The sequence below is a fragment of the Kitasatospora sp. NPDC091207 genome (assembly GCF_044768625.1).
Classification (GTDB): Bacteria; Actinomycetota; Actinomycetes; order Streptomycetales; family Streptomycetaceae; genus Kitasatospora.
In genome coordinates this window covers 92,652-108,368 of sequence record NZ_JBIVVS010000016.1, presented here as the reverse complement: position 1 = coordinate 108,368, position 15,717 = coordinate 92,652, and the positions used below count along the sequence as shown (strand labels likewise).

Below are 15,717 nucleotides of genomic sequence, written 5' to 3'. Positions count from 1 at the left end.
CGGATGTTTCCGTTTCTGCTGCTGAGACGACACCGGCCCGCCGCCGTCGTTCGGACGGTCGGCGGGCCGCGCCCAGGGGGGTGCCGGTCAGGGCTGGTAAGCCTCGACGACCTGGACGTCTTCCTCTGTGATCGCGCCGTCCACGATGCGGAACGAGCGGAACTGGTACGGGTCGTCCGGGCCGTTGCCGTCGGCGGTGGAGACCAGGACGTAGTGGGCGAACGGCTCGGAGGCGTAGCTCACGTCGGTGCGCGACGGGTAGGCCTCGGTGGCGGTGTGCGAGTGGTAGACGATCACGGGCTCCTCGTCCCGGTCGTCCATCTCGCGGTAGAGCTTCAGCAGGTCGCCCGAGTCGAACTCGTAGAAGGTGGGCGAGCGGGCGGCGTTGAGCATCGGGACGAACCGCTCGGGCCGTCCGCTGCCCGCCGGTCCGGCGACCACGCCACAGGCCTCGTCCGGGTGGTCGGCGCGGGCGTGGGTGACGATCGCGTCGCGCAGTTCTCGGGTGATGGTCAGCATGCGGTCAGGATAGCCACGCCCCGACGAGTGTCCGCCGGGCGTCCACGGGGCGGTCGGGGCCGTCTCGCAGCGTGTCGGGCGGGCCGCTCAGTGGGCGTCGCCGGCGCCGTTGCGGGAGTGCAGGTGGTCGTGGGCGACGCCGTGAACGGCCTGCGGACTGCGGCGCTTGAGCACCTGGTAGCCGACGACGAGCAGGACGGCCCAGCCGGGGAAGACGTACAGCGAGATCCGGCTGTCCTTGTCGATCGCGATCAGCACGACCACCAGGGCGAGGAAGCCGAGCGCGGCCCAGCTGCTCCACAGGCCGCCGGGGGCCTTGAAGCTCGGCGGCGGCAGGTGCCCACCCTTCCAGGCCTTCCGGTAGCGGATCTGGCAGATCAGGATCATCGACCAGGTCCAGAGCCCGCAGACGGTGGCCACCGAGGTGATGTACTCGAACGCCTTGGCCGGGACACGGTAGTTGAGCACCACGCCGGCGCCCATCATCAGGCAGGAGACGGTGATCGCGACGGCGGGACTGCGGTGCGAGTTGAGCTTGGTGAGCCGACCGGGGGCCTGGCCGCGCAGGGCGAGGTCACGCAGCATCCGGCCGGTGGAGTACATGCCGGAGTTGCAGGAGGAGAGCGCGGCGGTGAGCACCACGAAGTTGATGATGCCGGCCGCGGCGGGGATGCCGATCTTGCCGAAGGCGGCGACGAACGGGCTGACGCCGGGCTGGAATTCGGTCCACGGCACGAGCGAGAGGATGATCACCAGGGCGCCGATGTAGAAGAGCGCGATCCGCCAGGGCAGCGTGTTGATGGCGCGCGGCAGGGTCTTCTGGGGGTTCTCGCTCTCACCGGCGGTGACACCGACCAGTTCGACGCCGAGGTAGGCGAACATGACGATCTGCAGGGTCATCACGGTGGCGCCGATCCCCTTGGGGAAGAAGCCGCCGTCGTCCCAGAGGTTGCTGATCGACGCGGTGTCACCGGCGTCACTGAAGCCGAGGGTCAGCACGCCGATGCCGATCAGGATCATGCCGATGATGGCGGTGACCTTGACCATCGAGAACCAGAACTCGATCTCGCCGAACAGCTTCACCGAGATCAGGTTGGCCCCGTAGAGGACGACCAGGAAGGTGAGCGCGCTGAGCCACTGCGGAATGCCGGGCGCCCAGAACTTCACGTAGACGGCGGCGGCGGTGGTCTCGGCCATGCCGGTGACCACCCAGAACAGCCAGTACGTCCAGCCGGTCACGAAACCGGCGAAGGGGCCCAGGAACTCCCGGGCGTACTCGGCGAAGCTGCCGGAGACCGGGCGGTAGGTGAGCAGTTCGCCGAGGGCCCGCATGATCACGAAGATCGCCACACCGGCCACGGCGTAGGACAGGATCAGGCTCGGTCCGGACTTGGAGATCGCGGTGCCGGCGCCGAGGAACAGTCCGGTGCCGATGGCACCGCCGATGGCGATCATCTGGATCTGGCGGCTGCCCAGACCCCGCTCGTAGCCCTCCTCGTCCGGTTTGGTGTCGACCACTTCGTCGTAGATCTGCTCGGCCATGGCACACCGTCCTGGGTGGGTCTCGTGGGGTGGAGAAGTCGTACCACGCAGGTTCCGGATACCGGTGTTCATCTGAGCGATATTTGAGCATGTACTCATATGATTTCGCCTGTTTTGAACGGAAAAGCCGTGACCCCCCGTCCAGCATGCGGACGGGGGGTCACGGCGGCCCGGGAGCGGGGCAGGCTCAGTCCGCGATCGCCTCCAGCAGCGACTCCTGCAGGGCGCCGAGCCACAGGTAGGCCATCACCAGCGGCTTGCGCTCATCGGTGTCCGGCAGGTCGTACAGGCCCTGCTCGTCCTCCTCCGCGACCTCCAGCCGGACCCCCAGGGTCAGCCGCAGGTCGTTGAGCGCGCCCAGCCAGCGCAGGCAGTCGGCGGCGGCCAGCTTGAGCACGCCGCCCTCGCCGCCGAGCCCGTCCAGCGCGCGGACCACCTGCAACGCGTCCTCGCGCTTGCGGGCGCGCAGATCCAGCTCGGTGTAGCGGCGGAACTCCCGGGCGGCCTCCCTGGCCTCGGCGTCGTCCGGCTTCTCCGGATCGCCGTAGGCGTCCGGGAAGAGCCGGGCCAGCGCCGGGTCGGCGGGAGCCTCGCTCGGCCCCTCCGCGAACAGCGCGGCGAGCGGGTCGTCCCCCGCGTCACCGCCCGGGCCCGGTCCGATCAGCTCCAGCATCTGCACCTCCAGGGAGCGCAGGATGGAGGCCTCCAGCTCGTCCAGCGCGATCGCCGCGCTCCCGCCGCCGGCACTCTCGAACAACCCAGCCATCTGTATCGGTCAGCCCGTCTTCGTCGTCTTCGGTGGGGTGCGGGGCGCGGTTCGCGGGTCAGTCGTGCTGCAGCGTGGCCCAGAGGCCGTAGCCGTGCATCGCCTGCACATCGCGCTCCATCTCCTCGCGGGATCCGCTGGAGACCACCGCCCGGCCCTTGCTGTGCACCTCCATCATCAGCTTCCGGGCCTTGTCCTTCGGGTAACCGAAGTAGGCCTGGAACACGTACTGGACGTAGCTCATCAGGTTGACCGGGTCGTTGTGCACGATGGTCACCCACGGCGTGTCCGGCTCCACCACCGGTAGGCCCTCGACCTCCGGGCGCTCGATCTCCACGGGCGCGACACTCACCGCCGGGTCCTCCTCGCCGTTCTCTCGCACATACCCCTTCAGCCCCCATGCTGCCATCCGGGGGACCTCCGGGCGATTCCGACCCGGGGGGAACGAACGCCTCCGGCGAGAAATCGTCAATCTGACGCTAAGTGGTAGTAGCATCATCCCCATGGACGCCACTTCAGTGCGCGCGGCCGGTTCGACCGCGCTCCTCACCGACCGCTACGAGCTCACCATGCTGCAGGCCGCCCTGCGCAGCGGAGCCGCGCACCGCCGCTCCGTCTTCGAGGTGTTCACCCGGCGCCTCCCGAGCGGCCGCCGCTACGGCGTGACGGCCGGCACCGGGCGGGTCCTGGACGCCGTCGAGAACTTCCGCTTCACCAGCGCCCAGCTCGACTGGCTGGCCGGCCAGGGCGTGGTCGAGGACGACACCCTGCGCTTCCTGGCCGACTACCGCTTCACCGGCGACATCCACGGCTACCCGGAGGGCGAGGTCCACTTCCCCGGTTCGCCGCTGCTGACGGTCGAGGGCAGCTTCGCCGAAGCGGTGATCCTGGAGACGGTGATCCTCTCGATCCTCAACCACGACTCGGCGATCGCCGCCGCCGCCTCCCGGATGACCGCCGCGGCCGGCGGACGCCCGTGCATCGAGATGGGCGCCCGGCGGGCCCACGAGCAGGCCGCCGTGGCCGCCGCCCGCGCCGCGTACGTGGCGGGCTTCGCGGCCACCTCCGACCTGGAGGCCGGCTTCACCTACGACATCCCGACCACCGGCACCGCCGCGCACGCCTTCACCCTGGTGCACGACAGCGAGCGGGACGCGTTCCAGGCGCAGATCGCCTCGATGGGCCGGGGCACCACCCTGCTGGTCGACACCTTCGACCTGCGCGAGGCCGTCCGCACCGCCGTCGAGGTGGCCGGACCCGAACTCGGCGCGGTGCGCATCGACTCCGGCGACCTCACCCTGTTGGCCCACCGGGTCCGCCGCCAGTTGGACGAACTCGGCGCCCACAAGACGAAGATCATCGTCACCTCGGACCTCGACGAGTACGCGATCGCCGCGCTGGCCGCCGCCCCGGTGGACGGCTACGGGGTCGGCACCAGCCTGGTCACCGGCAGCGGCCACCCGACCTGCGCGATGGTCTACAAGCTGGTCGCCCGCGCCGAGTCGCCGCAGGGTCCGCTGGTGCCGGTCGCCAAGCGCTCGACGGGCGGCAAGTCCAGCGTCGGCGGCCGCAAGTGGGCGGCCCGCCGGCCCGACCAGGACGGCGTCGCCGAGGCCGAGGTGGTCGGCACCGGGCCGATCCCGGCCGAACTGGAGCCGTACCTCCTGCAGGTGCCGTTGATGCGGGCCGGCGAAGTGGTCGGCCGGGAGTCGCTGGGCGCGGCGCGCGAGCGGCACGTCCGGGCCCTCGCCGGGCTGCCGCTGTCGGCGACCCAGCTGTCCAAGGGCGACCCGGTCCTGCCGACCGAACTGATCGTCTGACCGGCGGGCGGCACCGGCCGTACGGGGCCCGGGTACTCCCCGGGCCTTCCGCCCCCGGGTGCCACTGCCTACAGTCGACCGTAGAGTTCCCCCCAGGCGCGCGGAGAACCGGCGCACCGCCCCACCACACAACCGAGGATGCGAGCCATGCACCGGGCACTGATCGTCGTCGACGTGCAGAACGACTTCTGCGAGGGCGGCAGCCTGGCCGTCGCCGGCGGGGCCGAGGTGGCCGCCGCGATCACCGATCTGATCGCCGAGTCCCGCGCCGGTTACCAGCACGTCCTCGCCACCCGGGACAACCACATCGACCCGGGTGACCACTTCTCCGACGACCCGGACTACGTCACCAGCTGGCCGGTGCACTGCGTGGCCGGCACCGAGGGCGTCGGCTTCCACCCCAACTTCGCGCCCTCCGTCACCTCCGGCGCGATCGAGGCGGTCTTCGACAAGGGCGCCTACGCGGCGGCGTACAGCGGCTTCGAGGGCGTCGACGAGAACGACCGGGGCCCGATCGAGTGGCTGCGCGAGCGCCAGGTCACCGAGGTCGACGTGGTCGGGCTGGCCACCGACCACTGCGTCAAGGCCACCGCGCTGGACGCCGTCCGGGCCGGCTTCACCGCCCGCGTCCTGCTGGACCTGACGGCCGGCGTGTCGCCGCAGACCATCGCCGCCGCGCTGGAGGAGCTGCGGGCAGCCGGCGTCGAACTGGTCGGGGCGCCGGCGGCGCGGGGCTGAGCCCCGGGACGGCGCCGGCTCACCGCTCGGTGACCAGCAGCTCCACCACGTCGGTACCGCCCTGCCGGAAGGCCTCGCGCAGCTCGGCACCGACCGCCTCCGGCTCCGCGGCCAGTCGGGCCCCGGAGAGGTACACCACCCGGATCCCGAGGTACTCCATCCGGTGCTGGCCGCCGCGCACCCAGGCGGCCTCCCCCTCGCTGACGCAGCGCAGCTCGGAGTCGACCTCGACCGCCACCCCGGCCCGCGGCCAGTAGAGGTCCGGGACGGCGATGTAGGTGCCGCCGCGCATCCGCAGCTCGGGGCCGGTCAGCGGGGCGGGCAGCAGCCACTCGTCCGCCAGGGCGCCGAGCCGCTCCAGCACCGCGTCCCGCTCGGTGGCCAGCAGCTCGTCCAGCGCGGCCCGCACCCGCAGGTCGGCGGCCAGCCCGGACTCGGTCAGCTCGGTGACCAACTCCCGTACCGTGCAGTGGATGCCGGGGCGCTCCACGGCCTCCCGCAGCACCGCGCGGACCGCCGGCGCGGCGCCCTCGCCGAGCTCCGGCGCGACCCCCTCGGCCATCCACTCGCCCAGCGCGTCGGCGACCGCCCGGGCGACCGGCGCGCAGGCCAGACCGTGCACCGAGCTGGCCACCAACTCCCGTTCGGTGCGCCGGATCCGGACCTGGCCGGCGTCCTTCAGGCGGCGCTGACGGGGCACCAGGACATCCACCCCGGTGACGGCGGGCAGCCGCGGCACCGCGGCGAAGCCGTAGAGCGCGAGCGCGGCCGTGCCGGTGATCACGGCGCCCTCCCGGCGGCCCTCCTCGCGCCCGTTCTGCGCGGCGTAGAGCAGGGCCGCCCACATCCGCTGCTCCGGAGTCGGCTCGCCGGACTGCAGGAGGTAGACCCTGGGCAGCAGCCGCTGCCAGGGGCCGCCGCGGCGGCAGTGCCCGGTGACCACCCGGCCCGGCACGCCCCGGGCGCGCAACTGGCTGGCGGTGATGACGTTCTGCTGACGCTTCGCCAGTTCCTCCAGGGAAGGTGGCGGCGAGGGAATCCGGTAGCTCATGCCGACACCATCCCCAACAGCCCGGACCGACCATCGGCCACCTGACGCACTGTTACCCAACCGTCGCGAAACCGGGACCAGTCCGCACTAAAGTCCTCATACCCTCACCCATTCGGCGGAATGGGTGATCATATGCTTGTCTTCATTGATCAAAAGCGATTGACGCCCAGCGCGTCTGACCGTGAGTGACCAAGGGCATACGCCGAAGCGCCTCCGGAAGTCACTCCCACTCGCCGGATTGCCTACCCTTGGTGCATGTCACGTGACGAGACCGCCGGCCTCCGCGCGGCCCAGCTCCGCCTTGGCCGCCTGCCCGGATACGTCCGCCGGCCGGACCCGGCCCGCCGCAGCGGCGAACAGGGCCATACGTACAAAAAAGGCTGGGAGGTTCGCTTCACCGCCCGCAGCGAGGCGGAGATAGCCGAGATCCGCGACCTGGTGGTCGCGGCCGGATTCGCCCCGGCCAGGCCCTTCTTCAAGGGGCACCAGCTGATCCAGCCGGTGTACGGGATGGCCGCCGTCCAGGCCTACCTGGCCGCGAGACAGGCGGCCGAGGACCAGGCCGCCCGCACCGCCGTCGGCCGCGACCGAAGGACCGGCGACACCGGACCGGACGGCGCGGCGACCGCCGGCGCCGCAGGGGCCGCTGCCGCCGCCGCTGCGGCGGCCGAGCTGGCCCGGCGGCGGGCCGTCGAGGCGTTCCCCGCCCAGCTCGAACGGGCCACCGCGGCGGACCACCGGATCGTCACCGCCGAGGCCGGGCGCACCGGCTGACGATCGACCGCACGACCCACCTGCGCCACGCGGTCGCCCGTCACCGGGCGACGGGGCGCGACCGACACGGACAGGGGCGGCCGGAGGGGGCCGGACCGCCCGCCCTGCCGTCTCGCGCCGCGCCGTCCCGCAGCACACCGCCCCGACCGCACCTGTCACGACCACACCACTCTGACCGCACCACTCCGACCGCACCCGTTTCGGGCCCGACCCCGGGCCCGACCGACCTCGTCCGGCACCGCCCGGCCCACCCACCGCCGCCCGGCGCCGAACCCCGGTGGCGCGAGCGCGGCACCCCCGCGCGGACCCGCCCCCGGGACCATCCGAACACCTGCCCCGACCCGCCGCGCGCGCGACCGGTAGCGCGGGCGCGGCTTCACGCCGAGGGCGTGGACGTGAGCCGCCGAACCGCCTACGGTGGCTCATCAACCGCCCCGCGACCCCGTCGCTCCACTCCGCTGACCGGCCACGACGCACCCACATCCGCGCCTGCGGCACCACTGTGCCCCACTCCACCACCGGCCTCGCGCCACCCCGCCGCCCGCCCGCCCGCATCCGGTCACCGCCGGAACCGGCCGAGCGGCGGTGCGTTCCGGGCATTCAATCCGATTGGTAACCCAGCGCACCGAGCGCCTACCGTAGAGTGAGCACAGATGATCGACCGTCAGAAGCCCATCTCACTTGCCGAGAAGCCGAGATGACCAACCGTCATGACAGCACCGCCGAGCCTCCCCCGGGGCCCGACGAATCGCTCGCCGTACCGCTGGAGTTCGCGGCCTTCTGCGAACTCCACCGACCCCGGTACCTCAGCTACGCCCGGGTATGGCTGCCGGACCACACCGAGGCGGCCGGCGCGGTCCAACAGGCCTTCTCCGAAATCGCCGTCCACTGGCGCGAGTTGCTGGGCAGCTCCAATCCCACCGCGCACGCCTGGCAGATCCTGCGCGGCACCGTCAGTGACCACACCCGCCAGGCCGGCCCGCCGGCCGGCCCCCAGCACCCCGCCGACGACGACCTGGCGATCCTGCACTACGTCGTCGGCCTCGCCGCACCCGAGATCGCCGATGTCATCGGCACCGACACCGCCAGCGTGGCCGGCCGACTCCGCCGCACCATGCTCCGCGAGGCCTCCGGCTGGTGACCCCGGCGAAGCCCTCGCACCGCCCCGGAACCTCCGGGCCGCGGCACCGCGCCGGCCCACCCGGCCGCCTCCGCGGCCGGTGGATCAGACCCGCTCGCCCGTCACGTCGTACAGGTGGTGGACCGGGTCGTGGATCAGGTAGCGGGAGAACGACTCCACCGTGAAGCGCGCGCCGTCACCGCGGTTGCCGGTGCGCTGCCACTGCCCGCCCCCGACCCGCTCGAAGGCGTCCGCCAGGACCCGCCCGGCCTCGGCCAGATCCGCCGCCACCGCCCCGGGCCGCTGCTCCCGGTAGCGTTCGGCGACCGCCGTCTCGTCCTGGTCCCAGTTCGGGAAGTCCGGCCCCTCCTGGTCGAGCATCAGGTTCAGCCGGACGTGGAACAGCCGGAAGACGTCCCGCACATGGCAGGCGTACTCCAGGTCCGACCAGACGTCCGGGCGGGGACGGCGGCGCAACGCGTCCTCGTCACCGGCCAGCACCGTTACCCAGGCGTCCGCGTTGGCCCGGATCAGCCCGGGGACGGACCCGGGGGCCACGGCCGCGGAGTCCAGGCCGCAGTCCGGGCAGACCCGCTCCAGCACCCAGGTCCAGTCCTTGGTGTCCGGGACGACGGCGTCCGGGACGCCGTCGTCGGCCGGTCCCGTGGTGGTGGCCGGTCCGGCGGTGGCGGCGGTCTGCGGGGCGGCGGCGGTCTCAGGGCTGGTCATGCGTCCAGGATGGCGGCGGCGGGACCGCTCCCACCAGCGGTCCGACCGCCATCGGCCGCCGAGATACTGCCAGGCCCCGACCCGGTACCCGACCCCGCACCGGGGCCGAAGCGGACGCGGGCTCGGTGGGCACCGGCCCAGTGCGCGCGGGCCGCGCGTCCGCCCTCGTCCCGCTCGTACGCCTCCCGCGCCTCCAACAGACTCGCCAGGTTCTGGCGGCTCCACGCGCAGACCGCGTCCATCGGCCCCAGCAGCGTGTGGCCGAGCGGCGTCAGGGCGTACTCCACCCGCGGCGGGTTCTCGTCGTACGCGGTGCGGATCACCGCACCCTCGGACTCCATCGCGCGCAGCGACTCGGCCAGCACCTTCGAGGTGATGCCGACCAGCGGCACCCGCAACTCGGAGAAGCGGCGCGGGCCGCCCTCCAGACAGCGCATGATCTTCCAGGCCCACTTCCTGCCGCCCAGGACCGGGATCGTCTGCACCGGGCAGTCCGGGTCGAAGAAGTCCGGTGTCAGCGGTGCGGACTCGGTCGGCGTCATGGCCCCGACGGTAGCCGACACGGCGGCCGACCGGGCCACCGCCGGTACCGTTGAAGTAACCGGCACCCCCCGGTCTACCGTCACGGCGACGGCGGGCGACAGCGCCCCCGACGAGCGGACGGAGACCGCGATGAGCAGCACCGGCAGGCAGATCGGCACGGACCTGATCGTGTTCGGCGCGGGCGGACAGGTCGGACGAGCCGTGGTCGCCGAAGCCCGCCGACGCGGGCTGACCGTCACCGCCGCCGTCCGCGACCCCGAACGCCACCGCGACCTCGCGGACACCGGCGCCACCGTGGTCCGCTGCGACATCACCGACGGGGCCGGCGTCGCCGCCGCGGCCCTCGGGCACACCGCCGCCGTCAGCGCCGTCTACACCCCCGACGTCCCCTCCACCCAGTTCTACCGGGCCGCCGCCGACGCCCTGGTGGCCGGCCTCGCCGCCGCCGAGGTCCACCGGCTGGTCCACGTCGGCGTCGCGACCACCCTGGAGACCGCGCCCGGCACGGCCGTCCACGACGACCCCGCCTTCCCCGAGGCCTACCGCGCCTTCTCGCTCGGCCACTCCACCGCGCTGGACCGGCTGCGGGAGTCCGCCGCCGCGCTGGACTGGGTCGTCGTCACCCCGCCCCTCGACCTCGACCGCGGCGCGCCCGGCACCGGCCGCTACCGGGTCGGCGGCCCGCAGGTCCTCGGCGAGCGGATCGCCCAGGCCGACCTCGCGGTCGCCGTGGTCGACGAGGCCGCCGCGCCGGCACACCACCGCGAGCAGATCGCCGTCGCCGCGTAGGGGGGTCGTCGACGCGTAGCGAGGCCGTCGCCCGCGCCCCGGCCGTCCGAAAGTCCCTGGCCGGACCGGAGCCCTCCGGTCCATGCTGGGCACCATGCTGATCCGCGAAGCCACCCCCGCCGACTGGCCGGCCATCTGGCCCTTCCTGCGCGAGATCGTCGCCGCCGGCGAGACCTACAGCTGGGACCGCGACACCGACGAGGACCGGGCCCGCGCGCTCTGGTTCAAACCCGCCCCCGGCCGCACCTTCGTCGCCGTCGACGAGGACGGCACCGTCCTGGGCACCGCCGAGAGCCACCCCAACCAGGCCGGCGGCGGCGCGCACGTCGCCAACGCGGGCTTCATGGTCGACCCCCGCCACTCCGGCCGGGGCGTCGCCCGCGCCCTCTGCGCCCACGTCCTCGACCGGGCCCGCGCCGACGGCTACCGCGCGATGCAGTTCAACGCCGTCGTGGAGACCAACGACCGCGCGGTGGCCCTCTGGGAGTCCCTCGGCTTCGAGATCCTCACCACCGTCCCCGAGGCCTTCCACCACCCGCACAAGGGCTACGTCGGCCTGCACATCATGCACCGGCGGCTCTGAGGACGTCCCGTACCCGCCCGGCTCACCGGTGGGGCGGCTGCTGCGGCGCGTACCCGTACCCCGGCGGGTACGGGTACGCCCCCGCCGCGGCGGCCCGCCGCCGCCTGCGCGCCCGCGCGGCCAGCCCCGCCCCCACCCCCGCGACCACCAGCACCACGAGGCCGCCGGCCCCGAGCAGGGTGTACGTGATCCCCGCGTTCCCGCCCGCCCCGGGCACCGGCGCCGCCATCGGCGGCGCGGACCCGTCGTCCCCGGGCACCGCCGCGGCGTCGGACGGCGCCCCCTGCGACTCCACCCGCCCGAGCAACGGGTTCGCCCTCGACCCGCCGTCCACCGCGGGATTCGCCTCCAACGCCTTGGCCGGGTCGACGACCCCGTACCCGTAGTGGGCGTCGGGCACCGCCGAACCGTCCGCCGGCGGCGTCGCACTCTTGATCATCCGATTGATGACCTGCCCGGCGGAGAGCGCGGGGTACTTGGACCGGATCAGCGCCGCGGTGGCGGAGACGTAGGCGGTGGCGTCGGAGGTGCCGTTGCCGACGCTGTAGCTCGACGTAGAGGTGGCTGACGCGTGGTAGACCCCGACGCCCGGCGCGGCGATCGTGGTCTCCGGTCCGAAGGTGGACTTCTCCCAGACCCGGCTCTGCTCGTCGACAGCCGTGACGGCCACGACGCCGGGGAAGGCTGCGGGATACTCCACCGGCGAGGACTTGTTACCGCTGTTTCCAGCCGCCGCCACGACGACGATGTCCTTGGAGAGCGCGTACTTGATCGCCTCGCGCGTCTGTGCGTCGGCACCCGCATACCCCCCGAGGGAGATGTTGATGACCTGCACCCCCTGATCGGCGGCGAATCGGACGGCCAGCGCGAGGTCGGACTGCTGGACCTCCGGCAGACCCTCGATGCTCCTGATCTTGACCGGAAGGATCTTCGCCTTCGGTGCGAGCCCGATGACTCCCGCCGACGCCCCGTGTCCGGTGCCGGCGATCAGACTCGCCATGGCCGTTCCGTGGCCGTCATTGTCCAGCCGACCGTCCGTCTTCGCTCCGGAGAAGTCGGCGCCGGGCAGCACTTGGCCGATGAGGTCCTGGTGGTCCTGGCTGACACCACCGTCCACCACGGCAACAACGACACCGTCGCCCTGACTGACCGGCCAGATTCTGGTCTCCGCGGCGAAGGCCTTCAAGGGCCATTGCGCGTTCCTGATCTGATCCGCCATCGCCGGTGGGTGGACTGCCCCCCACGCCAGGGCTCCGGCAGCGAGCACGGCCGCCCCACGCCCTACCCGACTGCTCGTCACGCCTGGTCACCTCACTCAACGAGACGTCCCCAGGGCCGGCGGCCCAGGGGACGACCGATCATCGGCCTGTCCACCTGCGAACAAGGGTCATTCCACCACGTTCGGGTTGGCCGGCTTGTCCGACGCCCAGGTCTCCTCGTCCTCGACGAGATAGTCAGGGCGCTTCCCTTCCTTGTCCTCGTCCTTCTTGCGCCGCCGGGCATCTCCGAGGGGCACACCCGGCGCCATCCCGGCCCCGGTGCTGGCGCCTGGTTCCCCCTTCGGCCGACTCCGCGCGCCGAGGCCGGAGCCACCCTCCGTGAAGGCCTGCTTCGCACCGGATCCGGGAGCCGATCGGCCGCCCTCACCCACCAGGCCACCGGTGTGCCCCGGAAGACCACTGCCCGGTCGGGATCCGCCGAAAGCCCGGCCACCACTGCCGAAGCCGCCCTCGAACACCTCACCCGCGCCGAAGGCCTTGGCCCTGCGGGCCATGGCCTCGCCGGGAACACTCGTCCGGCCCAGAGCATCCCTGGTCGGTGTTCCCGTCCTGTCCTGACCGCCGACCGGCACTCCCCGTCCCCCCACGCTCGGCCCGCCGCCGATGTGAGGTCCCCCCTGCCCGCCGGCCGGAGGCACGCTCGGAATTCCGTTCTGAGGTCCGGGATTGACACCGGAGCTGCCGGAGTTCGGGAATGGCGTGCTGGAGCCGGATGCCGCAGGAAGGCCTGTCTTCGTACCGTCGATCCCGGTGCCTGGGCCGTAATGAGCGACAGCCGGCGGCTTCGGCGCGGCCTGGGCGGTACCACCCTTGATACCAGGGTCAACCAGTGCGGCCGGTACAACCGGCTTGACCGTAGCCGGGCGGCTCTGGGCGTTCGGGGTGTTCTGGCCGGCAGATCGCTGCGGAGCCGGTGTGGAACCGCCAGTGGTCGGCTTCGTCGTCACAGTGGTGTAGCTGGCGCCGGCCATCACCGCGCTGATCGTCGAAGTCCCCGATTGATCATCAGGTGACGGGACATCCTGATAGTCGTCACCGCGACGCTTGTTCGACCCCGGCTGCAGCGGCGGTGGCGGCTTCAGCATCGGGGCGGCGACGCGGTAGTGCATGGCGAGGGTCTGCATGACCGCGGCGGCTTCGAGTTTGCGCTGTTCGGCGATGGCGGTCCTGCTGTCCTCGTCGTCGCTGCCGAAGAGGGAGGAGACGGTGTCGCCGACGCCGTCCTTGAGCTGGTCCCAGCCGCTGGGCTCCTCGGGCATGTCGTGCTTGGCCTTGGCGATGGCCTCGGACATGGCCTTGAGGGTGTTGGCGGCGTCGTTGGCGTAGGAGGCCGTGTTGTTGATGGTGGCGGCGAGGTTGAGCATGCGGCTGTGGAAGGCGTCGCTGGTGCTGCCCTCCCAGCTGACGGCGGCCTCGGTGCTGGCCCGGGTGAGGGTGGCGCGGATGGCCTTGAGGGTGTCGGCGGCGCGGCGCCAGGGGTCGCCGGCGGCCATCACCTCGCCGGGGTTCAGGGCCTGGGCCATCTTGCGGAGTTCGGCGTGGCTGTAGTCGTTGAAGTTGGTGTACGTCATCGGCGGCCGCCTCCGTTCCCGCGGGGCTGTTCCCGGTCGGTGCTCATCGTTCGGACTTCCCGCCGTGGCGTTGGGGCGGCGCCACCGTCTGCGTGTACGCGGCGGTGCTGGTGGCGGACGGGGCGGCCACCGACCAGCCGTCGTCGTCGAGCTTCAGCTTGCCCGCGGTGCGGTGTTCCTGCTCCTGGTAGTTGGTGGCGGTGAGCTCGGCCTTCTTCTGGGCCTCGTCGACGGCTTCCTGGAGCTGGTTGAGCACGTCGCGCAGCCCGTCGCGCATCGTCTGGTACCGGCCGTGCAGTTCGGTGGCCTCGGCGAAGGTGCCGAAGGAGTTCTTGCCGACGGCGCTCTGTCCGTGGGTCCGGGTGCCGTCGGCATGGCGTTCGAACTCGGCCAGCAGGAGCCGTACCTGGGCCGCGAAGGCCCGCAGTTGTTCGACTTCGACGCGGTAGCCGCTGCCGGCTCCGCCCGTCGATCCGGTCCCCGTCGCCACGTCCGGCGCCTCCCCCGTGCGTCCGTCCCGCGCTGCCGTGCACAGCCCCGGGAGAGACATGTCTAACACATGGGCCGGACGAGCAGAACGGCGCTCGCGGCGAACCGCCGCCGAGCTGGCGGACCGTCAGTTCGCGTTCTCCTCACGCTGCAGTGCGGCGAGGGCCCGGCGGCAGAGCGAGTCGGCGTGGCGGGTGGTTTCGGGCAGCCGGTAGCACGGGGCGAGGGCCAGGGTGGTGTCGACCGCCTCGGTCAGGCCGATGCGGTGGCCGACGGAGACGAACACGGGCTTGACTCCGGGCCGGGTGCGGACGGCGCGGCCGACCTCCTCCCCGGTGGCGGGGTCGGTGAGCGGGGTCCAGGCGCCGCGGGCGGCGTCGGGCTCGTGGTGCTCGAAGACGAACGGGGTCTTGGCGACACCGAGGGTGCGCAGGCCGGTGAGCACGCCGAGGTGGCTGGCCAGGCCGAGGCGGCGCGGGTGGGCGAGGCCGTAGCCGTCGCAGACCACGGTGCCGGGGGTGCGGGTGAGTGCGGCCAGGGCGTCGAGCACGGCGGGGAGTTCGCGGAAGGCGAGCAGTCCGGGTACGTAGGGGAAGGCGATCCGTCCGACGGCGGTCGACTCCTCGACGACCGCCAGGGTGTCGCGGTCCAGGACCACGGCGGCGGCGACCACGAGGTCCCGGTCGTCGTCGTAGGCGACGTCCACGCCGGCGATCAACGTGTCGTCGGCGCCGGCGGCCGGGCCGTGGGGCTGGACGAGCGGGCGCAGCCGTTCCTGTTCGGCGAGTGCCTCGGCCTCGGTGGCGGGCCAGTCGGCGGGGATGGGCACGGAGGTTCCCCCTGGGGTGTCGGGCGTCAACGGATGAGTCCCGGTCACCGTACCGAGTGGGCCGGACGACCCCGGCGTGAGCCCGTGCGCCCCCCGTGCTCCGGGCCCGGCGGCTTAGGCTGCACTTACCGAACACCCGTACCGGGTAGGAGTCCTGGGCTGGAGTCCCGCACCGGCACCGCACCGTACCGCCCCGCACCAGCACGTACCGCCCCGCTTTCCCCCCGCCCGTTCCCCCCGACGTGCGAAGGACCGATCGCCATGCCGCGCCCGACCACCGCTCAGATCTGCCTCGGCACCTGCACCGTCGTCGCCGCCGCCGTGGCGCTGCTGGCGGTCTCGGGCGCCACCGGTGTCCTGGAGATCGCCGTCCTGGTGGGCTTCGCGCTCGCCCTGGGGACGCTGGTGACGCTGCTGTCGCTGTCGACCGCCGACCGGCGCCGCGTCACGACCGGCCCGGCACCGGCAACGACCGCGACAACGGCACCGACCGCGGCCCCGACGGCCGAGGCACCCGCACCCGCACCCGCCGGACACGCGTACGCCCGGCAGCGCTGACGCGCCACCGGGCGGC

The 15,717-nt window shown here is 72.8% G+C and carries 18 protein-coding genes; 7 read left to right on the top strand and 11 right to left on the bottom strand.

Annotated features, from left to right (window positions below; translation table 11 throughout):
• Positions 1 to 87: 87 nt before the first annotated feature.
• The 4 genes from ACIQTO_RS24800 to clpS form a co-directional block, all read right to left on the bottom strand.
• The gene (locus ACIQTO_RS24800) at positions 88 to 519 is read right to left on the bottom strand and encodes a Mov34/MPN/PAD-1 family protein (protein WP_402391904.1); all 432 of its coding nucleotides are present in this window, start codon (positions 517 to 519) and stop codon (positions 88 to 90) included.
• An 87-nt stretch (positions 520 to 606) separates the two neighbouring features.
• Positions 607 to 2,061: an amino acid permease gene (locus tag ACIQTO_RS24795; protein WP_402391901.1), complete on the bottom strand. Its 1,455-nt coding sequence runs from the start codon at positions 2,059 to 2,061 to the stop codon at positions 607 to 609.
• 187 nt (positions 2,062 to 2,248) lie between these two features.
• The gene (locus ACIQTO_RS24790; RefSeq protein ID WP_402391898.1) at positions 2,249 to 2,827 is read right to left on the bottom strand and encodes a DUF2017 domain-containing protein; all 579 of its coding nucleotides are present in this window, start codon (positions 2,825 to 2,827) and stop codon (positions 2,249 to 2,251) included.
• A gap of 58 nt (positions 2,828 to 2,885) precedes the next feature.
• Positions 2,886 to 3,179, bottom strand: a complete 294-nt coding sequence (clpS, locus tag ACIQTO_RS24785) for an ATP-dependent Clp protease adapter ClpS (protein WP_380575707.1) — start codon at positions 3,177 to 3,179, stop codon at positions 2,886 to 2,888.
• Between the two features lie 151 nt (positions 3,180 to 3,330).
• Between clpS and ACIQTO_RS24780 the strand changes: the two genes are divergently transcribed.
• The gene (locus tag ACIQTO_RS24780) at positions 3,331 to 4,647 is read left to right on the top strand and encodes a nicotinate phosphoribosyltransferase (RefSeq protein ID WP_402391894.1); all 1,317 of its coding nucleotides are present in this window, start codon (positions 3,331 to 3,333) and stop codon (positions 4,645 to 4,647) included.
• A 147-nt stretch (positions 4,648 to 4,794) separates the two neighbouring features.
• Complete coding sequence (locus ACIQTO_RS24775) at positions 4,795 to 5,385, top strand: isochorismatase family protein (RefSeq protein ID WP_402391891.1); 591 nt, start codon at positions 4,795 to 4,797, stop codon at positions 5,383 to 5,385.
• Between the two features lie 19 nt (positions 5,386 to 5,404).
• Here the strand turns inward: ACIQTO_RS24775 and ACIQTO_RS24770 are convergent, their stop codons facing one another.
• On the bottom strand, positions 5,405 to 6,436 hold the full coding sequence (locus ACIQTO_RS24770; RefSeq protein ID WP_402391889.1) for a hypothetical protein: 1,032 nt from the start codon (positions 6,434 to 6,436) through the stop codon (positions 5,405 to 5,407).
• A gap of 255 nt (positions 6,437 to 6,691) precedes the next feature.
• On the opposite strand from ACIQTO_RS24770, the gene ACIQTO_RS24765 reads away from it, so the two are divergent.
• Positions 6,692 to 7,210, top strand: coding sequence for a hypothetical protein (locus tag ACIQTO_RS24765; RefSeq protein WP_402391886.1), 519 nt, complete (start codon positions 6,692 to 6,694; stop codon positions 7,208 to 7,210).
• A gap of 697 nt (positions 7,211 to 7,907) precedes the next feature.
• A complete protein-coding gene (locus tag ACIQTO_RS24760; protein ID WP_402391884.1) occupies positions 7,908 to 8,351 on the top strand; it encodes an RNA polymerase sigma factor in 444 nt (147 codons plus the stop codon).
• 84 nt (positions 8,352 to 8,435) lie between these two features.
• On the opposite strand, the gene ACIQTO_RS24755 is transcribed toward ACIQTO_RS24760, so the two are convergent.
• The gene (locus ACIQTO_RS24755) at positions 8,436 to 9,059 is read right to left on the bottom strand and encodes a DinB family protein (protein WP_402391881.1); all 624 of its coding nucleotides are present in this window, start codon (positions 9,057 to 9,059) and stop codon (positions 8,436 to 8,438) included.
• Positions 9,056 to 9,601, bottom strand: a complete 546-nt coding sequence (locus tag ACIQTO_RS24750) for a winged helix-turn-helix transcriptional regulator (RefSeq protein WP_402391878.1) — start codon at positions 9,599 to 9,601, stop codon at positions 9,056 to 9,058. The genes ACIQTO_RS24755 and ACIQTO_RS24750 overlap by 4 nt, the downstream gene beginning before the upstream one ends.
• A 130-nt stretch (positions 9,602 to 9,731) precedes the next feature.
• Between ACIQTO_RS24750 and ACIQTO_RS24745 the strand changes: the two genes are divergently transcribed.
• Both ACIQTO_RS24745 and ACIQTO_RS24740 read left to right on the top strand, forming a co-directional pair.
• A complete protein-coding gene (locus ACIQTO_RS24745) occupies positions 9,732 to 10,391 on the top strand; it encodes an NAD(P)-dependent oxidoreductase (protein ID WP_402391875.1) in 660 nt (219 codons plus the stop codon).
• Positions 10,392 to 10,485: 94 nt separating this feature from the next.
• Positions 10,486 to 10,974, top strand: a complete 489-nt coding sequence (locus ACIQTO_RS24740) for a GNAT family N-acetyltransferase (RefSeq protein WP_402391872.1) — start codon at positions 10,486 to 10,488, stop codon at positions 10,972 to 10,974.
• Between the two features lie 22 nt (positions 10,975 to 10,996).
• On the opposite strand, the gene mycP is transcribed toward ACIQTO_RS24740, so the two are convergent.
• The 4 genes from mycP to ACIQTO_RS24720 all read right to left on the bottom strand — a co-directional run bounded on the left by mycP (position 10,997) and on the right by ACIQTO_RS24720 (position 15,143).
• A complete protein-coding gene (mycP, locus tag ACIQTO_RS24735; protein WP_402391869.1) occupies positions 10,997 to 12,193 on the bottom strand; it encodes a type VII secretion-associated serine protease mycosin in 1,197 nt (398 codons plus the stop codon).
• A gap of 168 nt (positions 12,194 to 12,361) precedes the next feature.
• The gene (locus tag ACIQTO_RS24730; RefSeq protein WP_402391868.1) at positions 12,362 to 13,825 is read right to left on the bottom strand and encodes a hypothetical protein; all 1,464 of its coding nucleotides are present in this window, start codon (positions 13,823 to 13,825) and stop codon (positions 12,362 to 12,364) included.
• Between the two features lie 43 nt (positions 13,826 to 13,868).
• The gene (locus ACIQTO_RS24725; protein WP_402391865.1) at positions 13,869 to 14,315 is read right to left on the bottom strand and encodes a hypothetical protein; all 447 of its coding nucleotides are present in this window, start codon (positions 14,313 to 14,315) and stop codon (positions 13,869 to 13,871) included.
• Between the two features lie 126 nt (positions 14,316 to 14,441).
• The gene (locus tag ACIQTO_RS24720; RefSeq protein WP_402391863.1) at positions 14,442 to 15,143 is read right to left on the bottom strand and encodes an endonuclease V; all 702 of its coding nucleotides are present in this window, start codon (positions 15,141 to 15,143) and stop codon (positions 14,442 to 14,444) included.
• Positions 15,144 to 15,404: 261 nt separating this feature from the next.
• Here ACIQTO_RS24720 and ACIQTO_RS24715 point away from each other — a divergent pair, with 261 nt between their 5' ends.
• Complete coding sequence (locus ACIQTO_RS24715) at positions 15,405 to 15,701, top strand: hypothetical protein (protein WP_402391860.1); 297 nt, start codon at positions 15,405 to 15,407, stop codon at positions 15,699 to 15,701.
• Positions 15,702 to 15,717: the final 16 nt, after the last annotated feature.

Coding starts and splice junctions, on each gene's coding strand:
- ACIQTO_RS24800 (WP_402391904.1), bottom strand. CDS start 519: ATGCTGACCATCACCCGAGAACTGCGCGACGCGATCGTCACCCACGCC.
- ACIQTO_RS24795 (WP_402391901.1), bottom strand. CDS start 2,061: ATGGCCGAGCAGATCTACGACGAAGTGGTCGACACCAAACCGGACGAG.
- ACIQTO_RS24790 (WP_402391898.1), bottom strand. CDS start 2,827: ATGGCTGGGTTGTTCGAGAGTGCCGGCGGCGGGAGCGCGGCGATCGCG.
- ACIQTO_RS24780 (WP_402391894.1), top strand. CDS start 3,331: ATGGACGCCACTTCAGTGCGCGCGGCCGGTTCGACCGCGCTCCTCACC.
- ACIQTO_RS24775 (WP_402391891.1), top strand. CDS start 4,795: ATGCACCGGGCACTGATCGTCGTCGACGTGCAGAACGACTTCTGCGAG.
- ACIQTO_RS24770 (WP_402391889.1), bottom strand. CDS start 6,436: ATGAGCTACCGGATTCCCTCGCCGCCACCTTCCCTGGAGGAACTGGCG.
- ACIQTO_RS24765 (WP_402391886.1), top strand. CDS start 6,692: ATGTCACGTGACGAGACCGCCGGCCTCCGCGCGGCCCAGCTCCGCCTT.
- ACIQTO_RS24760 (WP_402391884.1), top strand. CDS start 7,908: ATGACCAACCGTCATGACAGCACCGCCGAGCCTCCCCCGGGGCCCGAC.
- ACIQTO_RS24755 (WP_402391881.1), bottom strand. CDS start 9,059: ATGACCAGCCCTGAGACCGCCGCCGCCCCGCAGACCGCCGCCACCGCC.
- ACIQTO_RS24750 (WP_402391878.1), bottom strand. CDS start 9,601: ATGACGCCGACCGAGTCCGCACCGCTGACACCGGACTTCTTCGACCCG.
- ACIQTO_RS24745 (WP_402391875.1), top strand. CDS start 9,732: ATGAGCAGCACCGGCAGGCAGATCGGCACGGACCTGATCGTGTTCGGC.
- ACIQTO_RS24740 (WP_402391872.1), top strand. CDS start 10,486: ATGCTGATCCGCGAAGCCACCCCCGCCGACTGGCCGGCCATCTGGCCC.
- mycP (WP_402391869.1), bottom strand. CDS start 12,193: ATGGCGGATCAGATCAGGAACGCGCAATGGCCCTTGAAGGCCTTCGCC.
- ACIQTO_RS24730 (WP_402391868.1), bottom strand. CDS start 13,825: ATGACGTACACCAACTTCAACGACTACAGCCACGCCGAACTCCGCAAG.
- ACIQTO_RS24715 (WP_402391860.1), top strand. CDS start 15,405: ATGCCGCGCCCGACCACCGCTCAGATCTGCCTCGGCACCTGCACCGTC.